At 33.0% G+C, this 15,608-nt stretch carries 16 protein-coding genes; 12 read left to right on the top strand and 4 right to left on the bottom strand.

Going from position 1 to position 15,608, the window contains the following annotated elements:
* The first annotated feature begins 6 nt into the window (after nucleotides 1-6).
* From ACNFIH_RS09295 to ACNFIH_RS09285, 3 genes are all read left to right on the top strand, one after another.
* Nucleotides 7-1,419 (top strand): hypothetical protein, encoded by a 1,413-nt coding sequence (locus ACNFIH_RS09295; RefSeq protein ID WP_426486400.1) that lies wholly within the window; start codon nucleotides 7-9, stop codon nucleotides 1,417-1,419.
* A 16-nt stretch (nucleotides 1,420-1,435) separates the two neighbouring features.
* Nucleotides 1,436-1,834 carry a hypothetical protein gene (locus ACNFIH_RS09290; protein WP_426486399.1) on the top strand — a complete coding sequence of 133 codons (399 nt, stop codon included), beginning with the start codon at nucleotides 1,436-1,438 and terminating at the stop codon, nucleotides 1,832-1,834.
* 94 nt (nucleotides 1,835-1,928) lie between these two features.
* Nucleotides 1,929-2,357 (top strand): hypothetical protein, encoded by a 429-nt coding sequence (locus ACNFIH_RS09285; protein ID WP_426486398.1) that lies wholly within the window; start codon nucleotides 1,929-1,931, stop codon nucleotides 2,355-2,357.
* Between the two features lie 83 nt (nucleotides 2,358-2,440).
* Here the strand turns inward: ACNFIH_RS09285 and ACNFIH_RS09280 are convergent, their stop codons facing one another.
* On the bottom strand, nucleotides 2,441-3,847 hold the full coding sequence (locus ACNFIH_RS09280; RefSeq protein ID WP_426486397.1) for a DUF4403 family protein: 1,407 nt from the start codon (nucleotides 3,845-3,847) through the stop codon (nucleotides 2,441-2,443).
* A 178-nt stretch (nucleotides 3,848-4,025) separates the two neighbouring features.
* Between ACNFIH_RS09280 and ACNFIH_RS09275 the strand changes: the two genes are divergently transcribed.
* The 8 genes from ACNFIH_RS09275 to tsaB all read left to right on the top strand — a co-directional run bounded on the left by ACNFIH_RS09275 (nucleotide 4,026) and on the right by tsaB (nucleotide 12,124).
* Nucleotides 4,026-4,727, top strand: coding sequence for an ABC transporter ATP-binding protein (locus tag ACNFIH_RS09275; protein WP_035651510.1), 702 nt, complete (start codon nucleotides 4,026-4,028; stop codon nucleotides 4,725-4,727).
* Nucleotides 4,720-5,964, top strand: coding sequence for an ABC transporter permease (locus ACNFIH_RS09270; RefSeq protein ID WP_426486396.1), 1,245 nt, complete (start codon nucleotides 4,720-4,722; stop codon nucleotides 5,962-5,964). The genes ACNFIH_RS09275 and ACNFIH_RS09270 overlap by 8 nt, the downstream gene beginning before the upstream one ends.
* Nucleotides 5,965-5,966: 2 nt before the next feature.
* Complete coding sequence (locus ACNFIH_RS09265; protein ID WP_426486395.1) at nucleotides 5,967-7,232, top strand: ABC transporter permease; 1,266 nt, start codon at nucleotides 5,967-5,969, stop codon at nucleotides 7,230-7,232.
* Nucleotides 7,233-7,271: 39 nt separating this feature from the next.
* The gene (locus tag ACNFIH_RS09260; RefSeq protein ID WP_426486394.1) at nucleotides 7,272-8,393 is read left to right on the top strand and encodes an efflux RND transporter periplasmic adaptor subunit; all 1,122 of its coding nucleotides are present in this window, start codon (nucleotides 7,272-7,274) and stop codon (nucleotides 8,391-8,393) included.
* 80 nt (nucleotides 8,394-8,473) lie between these two features.
* Nucleotides 8,474-9,856, top strand: a complete 1,383-nt coding sequence (locus tag ACNFIH_RS09255) for a TolC family protein (protein WP_426486721.1) — start codon at nucleotides 8,474-8,476, stop codon at nucleotides 9,854-9,856.
* 7 nt (nucleotides 9,857-9,863) lie between these two features.
* Nucleotides 9,864-11,156, top strand: a complete 1,293-nt coding sequence (locus tag ACNFIH_RS09250; RefSeq protein WP_426486393.1) for an efflux RND transporter periplasmic adaptor subunit — start codon at nucleotides 9,864-9,866, stop codon at nucleotides 11,154-11,156.
* 12 nt (nucleotides 11,157-11,168) lie between these two features.
* Nucleotides 11,169-11,420 carry a hypothetical protein gene (locus ACNFIH_RS09245; protein ID WP_426486392.1) on the top strand — a complete coding sequence of 84 codons (252 nt, stop codon included), beginning with the start codon at nucleotides 11,169-11,171 and terminating at the stop codon, nucleotides 11,418-11,420.
* Between the two features lie 29 nt (nucleotides 11,421-11,449).
* Nucleotides 11,450-12,124 (top strand): tRNA (adenosine(37)-N6)-threonylcarbamoyltransferase complex dimerization subunit type 1 TsaB, encoded by a 675-nt coding sequence (gene tsaB / locus ACNFIH_RS09240; RefSeq protein WP_426486391.1) that lies wholly within the window; start codon nucleotides 11,450-11,452, stop codon nucleotides 12,122-12,124.
* A 6-nt stretch (nucleotides 12,125-12,130) separates the two neighbouring features.
* On the opposite strand, the gene ACNFIH_RS09235 is transcribed toward tsaB, so the two are convergent.
* The 3 genes from ACNFIH_RS09235 to ACNFIH_RS09225 all read right to left on the bottom strand — a co-directional run bounded on the left by ACNFIH_RS09235 (nucleotide 12,131) and on the right by ACNFIH_RS09225 (nucleotide 14,475).
* Nucleotides 12,131-12,937 (bottom strand): mechanosensitive ion channel family protein, encoded by an 807-nt coding sequence (locus ACNFIH_RS09235; RefSeq protein ID WP_035651528.1) that lies wholly within the window; start codon nucleotides 12,935-12,937, stop codon nucleotides 12,131-12,133.
* Between the two features lie 97 nt (nucleotides 12,938-13,034).
* Nucleotides 13,035-13,418: a YtxH domain-containing protein gene (locus ACNFIH_RS09230; RefSeq protein WP_426486390.1), complete on the bottom strand. Its 384-nt coding sequence runs from the start codon at nucleotides 13,416-13,418 to the stop codon at nucleotides 13,035-13,037.
* Nucleotides 13,419-13,575: 157 nt separating this feature from the next.
* On the bottom strand, nucleotides 13,576-14,475 hold the full coding sequence (locus ACNFIH_RS09225; RefSeq protein WP_035651548.1) for a NifU family protein: 900 nt from the start codon (nucleotides 14,473-14,475) through the stop codon (nucleotides 13,576-13,578).
* Between the two features lie 143 nt (nucleotides 14,476-14,618).
* Between ACNFIH_RS09225 and ACNFIH_RS09220 the strand changes: the two genes are divergently transcribed.
* On the top strand, nucleotides 14,619-15,608 hold the full coding sequence (locus tag ACNFIH_RS09220) for a PorP/SprF family type IX secretion system membrane protein (protein ID WP_035651549.1): 990 nt from the start codon (nucleotides 14,619-14,621) through the stop codon (nucleotides 15,606-15,608).

Below are 15,608 nucleotides of genomic sequence, written 5' to 3'. Positions count from 1 at the left end.
TAAGCCATGTTAAACAGAAAAATAGATTTTAGAATCATGCTGCTGTTTTTGCTGTTTTTTTGTACAGCTATAAAAGCACAAACAAGCGAAAATGAGCCGCCTCCAGGTTTTGACTTAGGAGAAAAATTAAACGAGGTTCCTGTAGATGCTTATGACCCTCCAAGCACTCCTGTGTGGGATTATGCTTCTAATTACTGGGATCAAAACGCAAACGATTATATTGGCAGTAACAACGACTATTATAATGAGCAATATAGTACAGGGCCCAGTAATCCTGGATATCCTTCAGGAGGAGGTTCTGGCGGTGAAGGCGGTGCTATCGACAGGCAAACTGTATCGCAGCTTGTACTATCCAAAAAAGTAAAACCCGGAGAAACTCATACCCAAAGTGCAAAAGTATTAAGAGACCCGAACACCAGTACGAGTAAAAAAGTAGTGGATCTTGTTGTTAATGGAGAAAAGGTAGGTACAGTTACTCTTTCTGATCCTATAAGGGATACAAAGGGAGTAGATATTTATTCTAAATTGACGGTCCAAGTTTTTGCTAATTCGCCTATAGCCATAACGAGTATAACAGTTGATAATCCTGAAACATCAAAATATAATGATTCGCAGCACAGTACAAATAACAATTTGCAAGTAGTATGGGCAGATACGAGCATATATAAGGATTTTGGAATTGTGAATTTTACCACACCTATAAACGAAGAGGAAGATTTCGTTATTACAGGAAACAGTACAGCAGCAACTAACTCACCTACAAACATAAAAGATCCCTGTGTATTAGCGAAGGAACTCACTACTTTAGGCGCAAATCCTGTTTTTCAAAAAGCGGTGCAGGATATAAAAAATACGCCAGATTTTTACAATAAAGAATCTGGTATTACTTTAGGGAAAAATGCAGGAGGACAGATATATGCTGATACAATGAATCCTGGTGAAAAAAGCAATGTAGCTGTAAATCATTCTATACAAGGTTTTTTTACCAATTTGCATAATCACCCAAATTCTACAATACATTCCGGAAAAGATTTGAGCAATATCACTGTACTAAGCAAACTTTACCCTAGTTATATCGGTAGTTTTGTTATTCCTAATAAAGAAGAAGTTTACGCTGCAGTAGTAACCGATTTGGCAGCTGCACAGGTCTTTGTTGCAACATACCTTACTGATTCTAAAACAAAAGCACCTGCGCATTATCCTAAATTTATGTATCAAGAAATGAGTAATGTTTTTGAAAATTTGAATTCTTATAGTATAGAATCAGAATCGAGAGCAAAGGCTTTCGTTTTAGATAAATATAATTCAGGCATAACATTTCTAAGACAGGGAACTGATGGAAAATTTTACCCTCTTAAAATTAAAGAAACTAAACAAGCTAATGACTCAGTAAAATATGAATTAATTCCTTGTAGTTAACAATAAATAAAAAAACATGAAAAACATATTTAAATTTTTAACAATATTATTGCTATTTCTTTGTCAAAAGACACATTCTCAACAATTAGTGCAAAGTATCAATGATATGTATAGACTAAAAGATAATGAAACACAGTTTATCAATAAACCCTTAAAAGATTTACTTAAAGAAATAAGACCAGAAATAAAAGTTGTTTTTGCGTATAATGATCCTCCTTTTTTTGAATTTAGATTTATTACTAGAGAACAACGAATAAACAATGAAGGAAACAAATTGTCTCTCTTTATTGACTTAAAAGATAGTATTGACTGGAAATGGGAAAATAGGCCAAAAGGCAAAGAAACTGTGTGGAGCCAAGGAGATTTGGAAAAATATGGCAATCTAATAGTGAGACAAATTGAAATTGTTTATTAATACGAATCTCTAAATTACTTAAATCCCAGCGTCAAATTAAAACTGGCTCTGGGATTTCAAAATACAATTGATAATATATAAGCCTTTTAATTTTATGAAAACTATATTAAAAATTTCTGCAGTACTATATTTTGTATTGCAGCATAATATTTATTCGCAACAATTAGTACAAAATCTAAGCGAATTGTATAAACTAAAAGATAATGAACAGTTATTTACAAACAGACCTTTAAAAGATCTTTTTAAGGAAATTAAGCCTGAAATAAAAACGGGTAGTGTTATTAATGAAAAACATAGTTTTCTTTTTTGCTTTAGATTTACCAGCATAGAAGAACAAAAGAGAAAAGAAGGAAGTCTTAACCAGCGTGCTTCACTCTTAGTGCATGTGAGCGAGCATATTCCATGGTATTGGATATACCGGCCCAAAGGAAATGAAATAATTTGGACTCAAAGAGATCTCTATGAATACGGCGACATGATAGTTACTCATGTTGATATTATTACCGCAGGTGAAGAAGCATAAAAAGGCAGCTCTTCATAACAAAAAGACCATCAGAAATGATGGTCTTTTTGTTATATAATTAAAAAATAAGAATTAAAGACTAATTATTTCAATCCATTAACAGATACATTCACAGTCCCGTTTATTTTGATAAAAGCGATAATCGCCTGATTAGTCAATTGAATTTTATCAAACTGAATGTCTTCCATTTTTCCGTTTACAAAAACTCCGGGCATTGGAGAATAGTTTTTAAGATAGGAAGCCATACTTTTTTTGCCTTCTTCCAAATTCGGCTGAATTGAATAACGGCAACTTGCTTCCATTTTTCTTAAAATATAACCTTGTCCCAACCAGCTTGCAGTTCGCATCAATTTGCTTTTGGTATCTAAAACATAGTCAAGTTTTTCAAAATAGATTTCTTTTGTCTGAGGATTATATTGCGGAAATCCGTTAAGATATAATGTTCCGTTTATTGAGCCTAAAACATCTAACGCAATAACCATTTTTCCGTCTTTGTGCCAAATGGAAACATTTTTAACGGTAACTTTTTTGCCTCCAGATCCAAATTCCTGATCGGCAAAATTTTTCGTCATTATTTTTGAGGCATCCGCATAGGTTGAGATTGCTGCGATATTAGCACTAACTTGATTCGGAATTTTAGCAACAGGTTTCAAAACAATTTTATTGGCATTGAATTTAGATTCCGGTTGTTTTCCAACAATGGTTTCCATGTTGCATTTCATCCCCATGTCTAATAAAAAGGAATCATTTTTCAGTTTCGCGTTCGTTGAATAAACTTCCACAGGAGCAATTCTCAACCAGCTTTCATAAGTATCGCTCATTTGAAAAGGCGTACAAATTTTTTCTAGCGCAGTTAAAACATTTGGCTTAAAATCCATTGATTTTTCAATTGATTCGTCGATTTTCTTTTCGATTTTTGATTTGAAAATAGAAATTGCTGGATTTATCAAATAAGTAATCGGCATACTTTTTCCAAAAACCATCATAGTTGGACTTTCATTCCAATCTAATGATTTGAATTCTGTTTTAGTATTTAATTTCCAATTGGTGAGCGCAACATCACTCGATAATGTGATAACCCCGTTTAAATTAAATTCACGTGTGTCATATAGATCAACGCCTAATTTTTTAGTCCCAATTCTGTATTTGACAGTTGCTTTTAATGGCAGAATTGTTTTGATTTTTTTATCAGGATTTGAAGGGTCGTTCTGGATTTTTATCGGTGCCTGCTTCCAAACTTTCATCTCAATATCGTCATCCTCGATATTATTGTCTTCATAGATCAATCCGTTTAGAAGCGTGTTGGTTTGATTTTCAATATCAGCTAGTTTTACCGTTATCGGCAAATTAATAAAAGATGGATTTGCATCATATACCAAAGGACTTGCATCGTCTGGCTCAGGTTTTAGAGTTTCTAATTTTTGAGATGTGGAACAGCTTGCAAGGAATGCAGTTGCTGTAAATAGAGCGAAAATTGAAGTAAACTTCATCGTTACAATTTTTTTTGAGTGATACAAAATTAAGAAAACAATTAAATAATTGTGAAAAAGTGTAACAATTACAAAAGTGCGCCGTCTTATTTAAATATTAAAATGAAATTATTAACGTTTTGTTATCATAATTTACTTATAAAAAATATTATTATTGTTTTAAAAAATTAACAATACCATGATTGAAATCAAAGATTTGCATAAATCCTATAAAATGGGAAGTTCAGAACTGCATGTGTTAAAAGGTATTAATTTTAATATTGAAGAAGGTGAGCTTGTAGCTATCATGGGATCTTCAGGATCTGGTAAATCGACGCTTCTTAATATATTAGGAATTTTAGACGAGGCTGATTCTGGAAGTTATACTTTAGATAAAACTCCAATTAAAAAACTGAACGAAACTATAGCTTCTAAATATCGTAATAAATTTTTAGGATTTGTTTTTCAGTCTTTTAACTTGATTAATTATAAAAGTGCACTTGATAATGTGGCTATGCCGTTGTATTATCAAGGGATAAAAAGAAAAGAGCGTTATGACATTGCTATGAAATATTTGGAGAAAGTTGGTTTGGGTTCCCATTCGCACCACTTGCCAAATGAGCTTTCAGGAGGTCAAAAACAGCGTGTTGCAATTGCAAGAGCATTAGCTTCAAATCCAAAAGTTTTGCTTGCGGATGAGCCTACAGGAGCTTTGGATACTAAAACTTCTTATGAAGTAATGGAACTTATTCAAGGAATTAACGATGAAGGTAAAACTATTTTGATCGTTACACACGAACCCGATATTGCCGCTATGTGCAAGAGAAATGTGGTCCTGAAAGACGGATTAATTATCGATGATAAAAAAGTAGAACAAGTTAGAGCTTCATCTTATGTTTAATATTGAGCGTTGGCAAGAAATATTTGAAGCAATCTCCAAAAACCGGCTGCGTACATTTTTGACCGGAGTTTCAGTGGCGTCTGGAATTTTTATTTTGGTGATTTTGCTTGGAGCGGGAAAAGGTCTTCAAAATGGTATTGAAAAACAATTTGAACGCGATGCCGCTGGAATTATAGAAGTTTGGTCAGGTACAACTACAAAGGAGTACAAAGGACTTAACCCGGGAAGACAAGTCCAGTTTAGAAATAGTGATTATAATCAATCCGTTCAAAAATTTGAAGATAAACTGGATTTAAGGGCCTCAACACAAAATTATTGGGGAGCACAGTTTGCTTACGGCAAAGAAAATGGAAATTATCAATACAGAGGTGTTGATCCTGATTATGGTCAGGTTGAAAATCTTGTGATTGTTCAAGGGCGTTATGTTAATAGTAAAGACTTACAAAACAATGAAAAGGTAGCTACTATTGGGATGAAAATAAAAACCGATTTGTTTAAAGATCAGGATGCGCTTGGAAAAGAAATACAAATCAACAATATCAATTTTAAAGTAATAGGTGTTTTTACAGATCCGGGAGGAGAAAGAGAAGAAGCAAGAGCTTATTTGCCTTTGACTACAGTACAAAGAGCTTTTGGAGCTGGTGACAAAATCAGTAATATGTTTTTTACATTGAAAAAGACAAATGATTATGATGAAGCGCTGGCACAATCTGAAAAATTTACTCAGGATTTGAAAGATTTGCTTAAAAGTAAAAATATGGTCGCACCAGACGATGATAGCGGAATTGGTGCATATAACTCAGTAAAAGATGCAAAGCAATTTTATGATTTGAATTTATATATCAGATTGTTTTTTTGGTGGGTTGGTATTTGTACGATTATAGCGGGAGTTGTTGGTGTAAGTAACATTATGCTGATTATCGTAAAAGAAAGAACTAAAGAAATTGGAATTCGAAAAGCGCTTGGCGCATCGCCATTTTCTATTATTACAATGATACTTCATGAATCCATCTTTATTACCACAATTGCTGGTTTTGTTGGATTATTAGCAAGTTTATTGTTGTTGGAATTAGTCGGGCCAATGGTACAGAGCGAATATTTCAGAAACCCTGAAGTAGATTTCAGTGTAGCATTGACAACACTTGTTTTACTTGTATTCGCTGGTGCAATGGCTGGTTTTTTTCCGGCATACAGAGCAGCTAAAATTAAACCTATTGTAGCACTTAGAGACGAATAATTATGTTTAAAAAAGATAATTGGGACGAAATTTTACAGGCCTTGACTGCAAATCCTTTCAGAACTATTCTGACTGCATTTGGAGTTTTTTGGGGAATCTTCATTTTGGTGATTTTGCTTGCAGCTGGAAATGGTCTTGAAAACGGAATTAAAAAAGGTTTTGACGGAATTGCCACAAATACCATGTTTATGTGGAGCCAAACAACATCAAAAGCATATAAAGGTTTGCCAAAAACAAGACGTTATGATTTTAGAAATAGTGATGTTACAGCACTAAAAGCTGCTTTGCCAGATTTGTTATATGTTTCGCCAAGAAATCAATTAGGAGATTTTAACGGAACAAATAATGTTGTGCGAGGTACAAAAACATCAGCATTTACCATTTATGGAGATTATCCTGAGTTGATTAAACAACAGCCAATGGATATCATAAAAGGTAGATTTGTGAATCAACAGGATATTGAAGGTAGAAGAAAAGTGTGCGTAATTGGTAAGGGAGTGATCAGCGAACTTTATGGTAAAGAGGAGGAAGCTATTGGAACTTATATCAAAATCAACGGAATAAACTTTATGGTTGTTGGAGTGTATAAATCCAAGCAACAAGGTGGAAATGCAGAACAGGAACAAAAAAATATTTTTATCCCGTTTACTACTTTCCAGCAAGCTTTTAATTACGGAGATAAAGTGGGATGGATGGCGCTTACTGCAAAGGATGAAACTTCTATTACTGATTTAAAACCAAAAATTCTGGAAATTATTAAAGCATTGCATTCGATAAATCCTGCGGATGACAGAGCGGTGGGTAATTTTGATTTATACGAACAGTTTAATAAAGTGCAGAGTTTGTTTAATATCTTGAAAATCATTGCTTATTTTGTTGGAACTTTGGTTCTGATTTCGGGAGTGATTGGAATTTCGAATATTATGCTTATTGTAGTTAAAGAACGTACAAAAGAAATTGGAATTCGAAGAGCTTTAGGAGCAACTCCTGCAGCAATTCGCGGACAAATTTTATCAGAATCTATCTTTTTGACTATTATTTCAGGAATGTTAGGAATAGCAGTTGCCACTGGGATTATAGCTATTTTAAATATGATTCTGGATTCCATGCCGCCAGATAGTAATACTATGTTTGCTAGTCCAAGCGTAGATTTAGGAGTTGTATTTGTTGCGTTATTAATATTAGTAGGTTCAGGTTTGCTTGCCGGATTTATTCCAGCACAGACCGCAATTAATGTGAAGCCAGTTGACGCTTTACGAACAGAATAAATTATCAATCAAAATATAATCGATTAAACCAAAAACAAAATGAAAAAAGGAGTAACCGTAACCATTTTAATCTTTATTGCAATAGTTTTCTTTGGTGCACTTTATTATTTGTATGCTAAAAATCAAGAGTCGCCAATAGTCTTTCAAACAGAAAAGGCAGAGATTAAAACGATCGTAAAAAATACCATTGCAACGGGTAATATTCAACCTGATGAAGAGGTCCTAATCAAACCAAATATCTCAGGAATTATTGAAGAAGTATATATCAAAGCTGGTGAAAAAATTAAGGCCGGAGATATGATTGCTAAAATTAGAGTTGTTGCCAATGTTTCAAACGTAAGCAGTACTCAAAATCAAGTACAGACAGCAAAAATCGCATTAGATAATCAGGAAAAAATCTATCAAAGACAAAAAACGCTTTTTGATAAAGATGTAATTTCTGCTAATGACTTTGATGCTGCTCAAGTAGCTTATAAGCAAGCCAAACAAAATTACTTGGCTGCAAAACAAAGTTTAGATATTGTTAAAACAGGAACAACAACATCTTTAGGAACTTATGCAAATACATTAATTCGTTCGACAGTTAACGGAATGGTATTGCAGGTACCTGTAAAAGTTGGAAATCAGGTTATTGAAAGTAATAACTTTAACGAAGGAACTACAATTGCTAGTGTGGCTGATGTTGGAAGAATGATTTTCATTGGAAAAATTGACGAATCTGAAGTAGGTAAAATCAAAGAAAAAATGCCTATTGAAATTACTGTTGGAGCAATTGAAAATAAAAAATTCGATGCAGTTTTGACAGATATTGCACCAAAGGGTGTTGTAGAGAATGGCGCTATTCAGTTTGAAATAAAAGCCAAATTAGAAAATAAAGGAGATACTTTTATCAGAGCTGGATTAAGTGCAAACGCATCAATTATATTAGAGAAAGCAGACAAAGTTTTAGCTATTAAAGAATCACTTGTGCAGTTTGACAAAAAAACTCAAAAACCTTATGTAGAAGTTGAAACTGCTCCACAAAAATTTCAAAGAAGAGATTTAGTGTTAGGAGTTAGTGACGGAATTTATGTTCAAGTTAAAAGCGGTGTAAAAGATTCAGATAAAATCAAAATCTGGAATCAGGGCTTGATCAACGAAGGTGACAAGGAGAAAAAATAATTTAATTATTTAAGAGAGTTTTTGGGTTTTTAAAATGTTAAATTTGCATGGCTTTTTTTGCTGTGCTTCATTCAAGATATATGAAAATAAATAAAATAAATAGTTTAGTTTTTGCCATGCTTTTCGGATTTGCAGTATCAGGTCAGGCGCAGACAAAACAATGGACATTAGAGGAATGTGTACGATATGCATTGGATAATAATATCACGATTAAAAATTCGGAATTAGATGTTCAAAATGCTGAAATAAATAAAAAAGATGCTTTTGGCAGATATCTTCCATCAGTAAACGGAAATGCATCGCATTCATGGAATATTGGTTTGAACCAGGATGTGACTACAGGTGTTTTGCGTAATCAGACAACGCAGTACTCATCTGTAGGTTTAAATGCTGGAGTTGATATTTACAAAGGTCTGCAAAACCAAAATACCTACAGAAGAACAAAACTTGCTATTATTGCATCTCAATATCAATTATTGAAAATGCAGGAAGATGTTTCGTTGAACGTTGCGAATGCTTTTCTTCAGATTTTGGGCTATAAAGAAGATTTAAAAATCAAAACAGAACAACTTACTATTGATGAAAAACGTTTAAAGCGTTCTGAAGAAATGGTAAGTGCCGGAACAATTCCGCGCGGTGATTTATTTGATCTGAAAGCAACTATTGCAACTGATAAGCAAAATATTGCAGTTTCTGAGAATAATTTATTGATCTCAAAGCTGAGTTTAGCACAACTTTTACAGCTTAAAGAATTTGCTGATTTTGATGTTGTAGATGATACAAATGCAAAAGATGAAAATAATATCATGGCGCAAAGCCCAACTGATATTTATAATAAAGCAAAAGAAACTAGAACCGAATTAAAATTGGCGCAAACCAATCTTGAAATTGCCGAAAAAAATGTAGCAATTGCTAAAGGAGCTTATCAGCCAACTCTTACTGGTTTTTATGGCTTTAACACAAGAGCAAGTTATAGTGATCAAGTAAAATTTGACGATCAAAATCAGCCTTATACTACAGGGCCAGATCCAATATTCCAACAGTTTAGCGACAATAAAGGACATAATTTTGGTTTGCAATTGAATGTTCCAATTTTCAATGGATTCTCAGTTAGAAACAATGTTGAACGAAATAAAGTAAGTTTAGAGAAATCTAAAATAGATTTAGAACAAAAAAGTTTAGATTTGCAACGTAACGTGTACACTGCGTTTACAAATGCAAAAGCTGCGTTAAATACGTACGAAGCTGCAACGGTAACTTTAGAGGCAAGACAACAGGCTTATAATTATGCTAAAGAAAAGTATGATGTAGGATTGATGAATTCATTTGATTTTACTCAGGCTCAAACATTATTAACAAATGCACAATCTGATGTTATCAGAACGAAATACGATTATTTATTTAAAATAAAAATTCTTGAATTCTATTTTGGAATTCCAATTGTTCCAATTCCTGCAAAATAATTTACTTATGTCAAAAAAAACAATTTATTTCTTAGTTGGGGGTGCAATTATTATAATTGGTACTTTAATAGTTCTGTCGAAAAAGGGAGTTATAGGAAATAAGGATGAAGGAAAAGAAGTAGAAATCTCAAAAGTTGAATCTTCAACAATTGTTGAAACCGTATCTGCAACTGGAAAAATTCAACCAGAAATTGAAGTTAAAATCGCTTCAATGGTTTCGGGTGAAATTATAGCATTAAATGTAAAAGAAGGCCAGGTTGTTAAAAAAGGAGATTTATTGGTAAAGATAAATCCTGATTTGTACACCTCAGGTTTAGAGCGTTCTGTTGCAAATTTGGCAGGAACTAAAGCAGGTTTGACACAATCTGACGCGAGCTTTAGAGAGGCTAAAGCAAATTATGAGCGTAACAAAACTTTGTATGATAAAGGCGTAATTTCAAAATCAGACTGGGACAAAGCCGTATCTGCTTATGAAGTGGCAAAAGCAACAAAACAAAGTTCATATTATAATGTTCAAAGTGCTACGGCATCTGTTACTGAAGCTCGAGACAATTTAGGGCGTACTACTATTTATTCGCCTGCAGATGGTACCATTTCGGTATTAAATGTTGAATTAGGAGAGCGTGTTTTAGGAACACAGCAAATGGCTGGAACAGAGCTTTTGCGCGTTGCCAATTTGAATAACATGGAAGTTGAAGTTGATGTCAACGAAAATGATATTGTAAAAATTAAAATTGGAGACGAAGCAAATGTTGAAGTAGATGCTTATTTGAAAAAGAAATTCAAAGGTATAGTAACCAGTATTTCTAATTCGGCAAGTACAGCTTTGACTTCAGATCAAGTTACTAACTTTAAGGTTAAAGTTCGAATTTTAAAAGATTCTTATAAAGAATTATTGGAAGGAAAACCAGCAGCTTATTCGCCTTTCAGACCTGGAATGACGGCTACGGTTGATATTATTACAACAACTAAAACGAATGTTTTGGCAGTTCCGATTAGTTCTGTCGTTGTAAAATCTGATACAACAGCAGTAAAAGATTTTAAAGTCGAAGATCCAAATGAAGATAAAAAAGCAGCGCCAAAAAGCGATAAAAAATACGAATGTGTTTTTGTAAAAGTTGGTGATAAAGCTAAAATCAGAATCATTAAAACCGGAATTCAGGATGATACTAATATTGAAGTAATGTCTGGATTAAAACCCGGGGATGTTGTGATTACAGGACCATATACAACTGTTTCAAAAGATTTGAATTCTGGCGATAAAGTAAAGCTTAAAAAAGCCGAAACACCTAAGAAATAAATTCGGCTAGTTATGATTTCATTATGTGGTAGTCCGCCAGCAGGTTTTCTTGAGTCAATAGAGCTTGGATTGATTTTAATAATTGTGTTTCTTTGCTTTACTCATTATGTGGCATATAAAACAGAATATTATAATGAAGAATTTGTCTATTTTTCATCCGGAAAAAAGTTTATGATGTATGTGGGCTTTTTGGCTCTTAATCTTTGTATGCTTCCTATATTGATTTTAATAGCATTTTTTCTTTTTGCAACTGTTTTCAAATAAAATATTACTCAAATTTTAAAATAAATACATTGTCTTTCATTCTTAACATCGAAACAGCGACCAAAAATTGTTCAGTATCAATTGCAAAAAATGGAGAAACCATTTTATGTAAAGAGATAGCTGAAGAAGGATATTCGCATGCCGAAAAACTTCATGTTTTTATTGAAGAGATAATTGCAGAATCAAAAATCTCGGTTCAGGATTTAGCAGCGATTGCTGTAAGTCAGGGACCGGGTTCTTATACAGGATTGCGAATTGGTGTTTCTGCAGCAAAAGGATTATGTTACGCTTTAAATATTCCGCTAATAGCTGTTAATACGCTGGAAACTTTGGCTTCAAGAGTTTCAGTTTCAGAAGGGAAAATTATTCCGATGCTTGATGCCAGAAGAATGGAAGTGTATAGTGAAATTTTTACGGCTCATTTAAAAGCAGAAAGAGCTATTCAGGCAGAAATTATTAGTGAAGATTCTTTTGCAGAATACAATGAACCACTTTATTTTGTTGGTGATTGTGCTGATAAATGTAAAACAGTTTTGACGAAAGAAAACTTTATCTTTTTAGAAGAAATCAAATATCCTTCGGCACGCGAAATGAGTAAAATCAGTTACGATAAATATCAAAAAAGCGACACTGTTGATGTCGCTTATTTTGAACCTTATTATTTAAAAGATTTTATGATGACATTGCCGTCAAAAAAACAATAATCAATTTTATTTTTGAATTGTATACGGCTGAACAGAAATTCCTGCCTGATCTAGAGCCGTTTTGCAATTTTCTAATGTTTCAGAAAAAACAGCACTATAATTGGTGTTTTTTGCCCAAGGACGCACTGCAAAATCAACAGAACTTGCTGATAAGTTTTTTACAAAAACCTCTGGTGCTGGTGTTTTAAGTACTTTTGGATTTTTATTTAAAACATCCAAAAGAATATCTTTTGCTTTTTTAATATCTGAATCATAAGCGATTGAAAAAGTCAAATCTGCTCTTCTTTCTCCTTGCATAGAATAATTGATGATTGTTCCGTTTGATAAAGCGCCATTTGGAACAAAAACAGTCTGATTGTTTCCAGTAAGCATTTTAGTTACAAAAATCTGAATTTCTAATACTGTTGCAATTACGCCTTGTGCTTCGATCGTATCTCCCACTTTAAAAGGTTTGAAAACAATAATCAGCATTCCGCCGGCAAAATTAGAAAGTGAACCTTGAAGTGATAAACCAACAGCAAGTCCCATTGCTCCTAAAATAGCAACAAAAGAAGAAGTGTCAATTCCGATTTTTGAAATAAAAGTCACAAATAATAAAATTCGGAGTGCCCACAATAAAATATCGGCGAGAAATTTAGTCAAGGTAGGGTCTAAATTTCGCTTTACCATTATTTTTCGGATCAATCTGTTTATTAATCGAATGGCGTATAAACCAACAAATAAAATCAGGAATGCTGAGAATAATTTTGGAGAATAATCTACTAATAAATTGACTAATCTTGTGGTGTAACTTGCTAACTGTTCTGGGCTCATAATTGTATTTTAAGAATAAAAAAACCTTCTCAAAAGAGAAGGTGAAATATTTTGCAAATATAAAGAATATTTATTTTTATAAGAAAAGAATGCAGTTTTATTCCTTGTCAGCCTCCTCAATTGCTGGCTCGCTTGCGTCAACAACAGTTTCAGAAGCGATTGCTCTCGTATCATCAACGACATCAGCAGTTTTCTCTTTTACGGTTTCAATAACATCGCTAATAGCGTCTGATGCTTTCTCAGCATACTCGCTTACAACTTCTTTAGCCTGATGTGCATATTCTGAAGCAGATTCGATTATCGGTTCTGATGCCTCTTTTGCTTTTGCAATGGTTTCTTCTGCAAAAGTTTCAGCTTTTTCAATGTATGGAGCAGCAGCTTCTTTAGCTTGCTCAAAAGTACTTTCGGCATTATTTGCCAATTCGGTTACAGATTCTTTGGTCGAGCCAAATAAATTTTTGAAAAAAGATGATAATCCCATAGTTTTATATTGATTGGTTAAGAATACAATATTAAACTTTTTTGCAGAATAAAAATGTTCTTGTGTTGATAATTTATTGAAAATAAGATTACTATAAGGTTAAGTAAAAAAAACGTCCACATTATGCGGACGTTTTTCTTTATGTATGTAATTTGAATTAAGCATTCAAAGCTTCAACTGTAATTGCTTCATCATTCAGCATGCTTTTCAACATGTTTTCGATACCGCTTTTTAAAGTAAAAGTCGATGATGGACAACCACTACAAGCACCCTGCAAAATTACTTTTACAGTTTTGTTGTCTTCATTGTAGGAATCAAAAGCAATGTTTCCGCCATCAGCCGCAACTGCTGGTTTCACATATTCTTCCAAAATATTGATGATTTGTTGTGAAGTCACATCTAATTTGTCAAATGCTTCATCTTTTGAAGCTTCATTTTTAGCTTTAGTTTCAATCAAACTTTCATCTAAAACAGTTCCTCCGTTTTCGATAAATTGTTTGATAAAAGTTCTTAATTCTAATGTAATTTCATCCCAGTTATTGATTTCATATTTTGTTACCGAAATGTAATTTTCATCAATAAAAACCTCTTTTACATAAGGAAATTTAAATAATTCCTGTGCTAGTGGAGAAGAAGCAGTTTGATCAATGTTTTTATATTCAACGGCATTTCTGGTCAACATTCTGCTAACTACAAATTTTAAAGCGGACGGATTTGGAGTTGTTTCTCCATAAACCGTAATAGGTTGTTTTTTAGGAGTGTTTTCGTCAATAGTAATAATTACACCACCTTTATCAACAAAGGCTTCAATTTGTTCTGCTACAGCATCTTTTACATCGTCCCAATCCACAATGCTGAATCGCTCAATTGCAATGAAATTCCCTGAAATATATACTGTTTTTACAAACGGAAGATAAAATAATTGCTGTGCAAGAGGTGAAGATTTCGCTTCATCAATGTTTTTGAACTCGAAATTTTGATTTTGAGTAATAAAATCATCAAACTCAAACTTAAGAATAGTAGGGTTTTGTGTTTCTTTTATAGTGATTTTTGTCATGGTCATATATTTTTTGCAAATTTAGTAAAGTTATTTTCTACTAATACCTATATTTGGTTTTTTAATAAAATAATTAAGACTCTTTACAAATAAATCGTATTAAAATAGAAGAGTCGGAAATTTACTTAAACAAATTTGCCTTTATGGAATTTAGAATCAAGGTTTTATTTATTTTTTTGGTTACCTCATTTTACTCGTATTCACAAGAAGGAATTCCTGTTTATTCTGATTATTTATCCGATAACCTTTATTTGATTCATCCATCAATGGCTGGTGCAGCAAATTGTGCCAAAGTTAGATTAACAGCAAGAAAACAATGGTTTGGAGAAGACGACGCACCATCGCTAGGAACTTTAAGTTTTAATGGCAGAATAGGAGAACGTTCTGGAGCCGGAATTATTGTTTTTAATGATAAAAACGGATACCATTCTCAAAAAGGATTGAAACTTACGTATGCTCACCATATTATGTTTTCGAGAGATGAGCTTGATTTGAATCAGCTTTCATTTGGTATTAGCGGAGGCGTTATTCAGAGTCAGTTAGATGAAACTAAATTTGGTGGAACTTTTGACCCGATTGTTTTTGGTTCAATTCAAAAAGATTCTTATTTCAATGTTGATGTTGGAGCGTCTTATAATTATTTGAACTTTTATGCACACGCTACCGTTCAGGGATTGTTAGAAACAAGAAGAGAATTGTATACAGATTATGAAAGTGATAATTTGAGAAAGTTTTTGTTTAGTACCGGATATGTTTTTGGCAAGAATGATAATTACACCTGGGAACCTTCTGTATTGCTTCAGGTTTTTGACAAGACAAAAGAAAAAACAATTGACTTGAACTTTAAAGGCTATAAAAACATGGATTTTGGAAGTTTATGGGCTGCACTTTCATACAGAAGAAGTTTTGATGGTGCACAATACAGTACTGGAAGTGGTGTGAAGGCTCAAAAGTTGCAATATTTTACGCCGATAATTGGAATTAATTTTAACAATTTTATGTTTGCTTATACGTACTCACAAGTTATGGGTGATGTGAAATTTGATACTGGTGCTTATCACCAAATTACTTTAGGAATCAATTTATTTTGTAAAAAAGAACGTTACGATTGTAATTGTCCTGCTATTAATTAA

Origin of the sequence: Flavobacterium sp. 2 (genome assembly GCF_049949195.1) — a bacterium.
Taxonomy (GTDB): Bacteria; Bacteroidota; Bacteroidia; order Flavobacteriales; family Flavobacteriaceae; genus Flavobacterium.
This window is presented reverse-complemented; position numbering and strand designations above follow the sequence as displayed.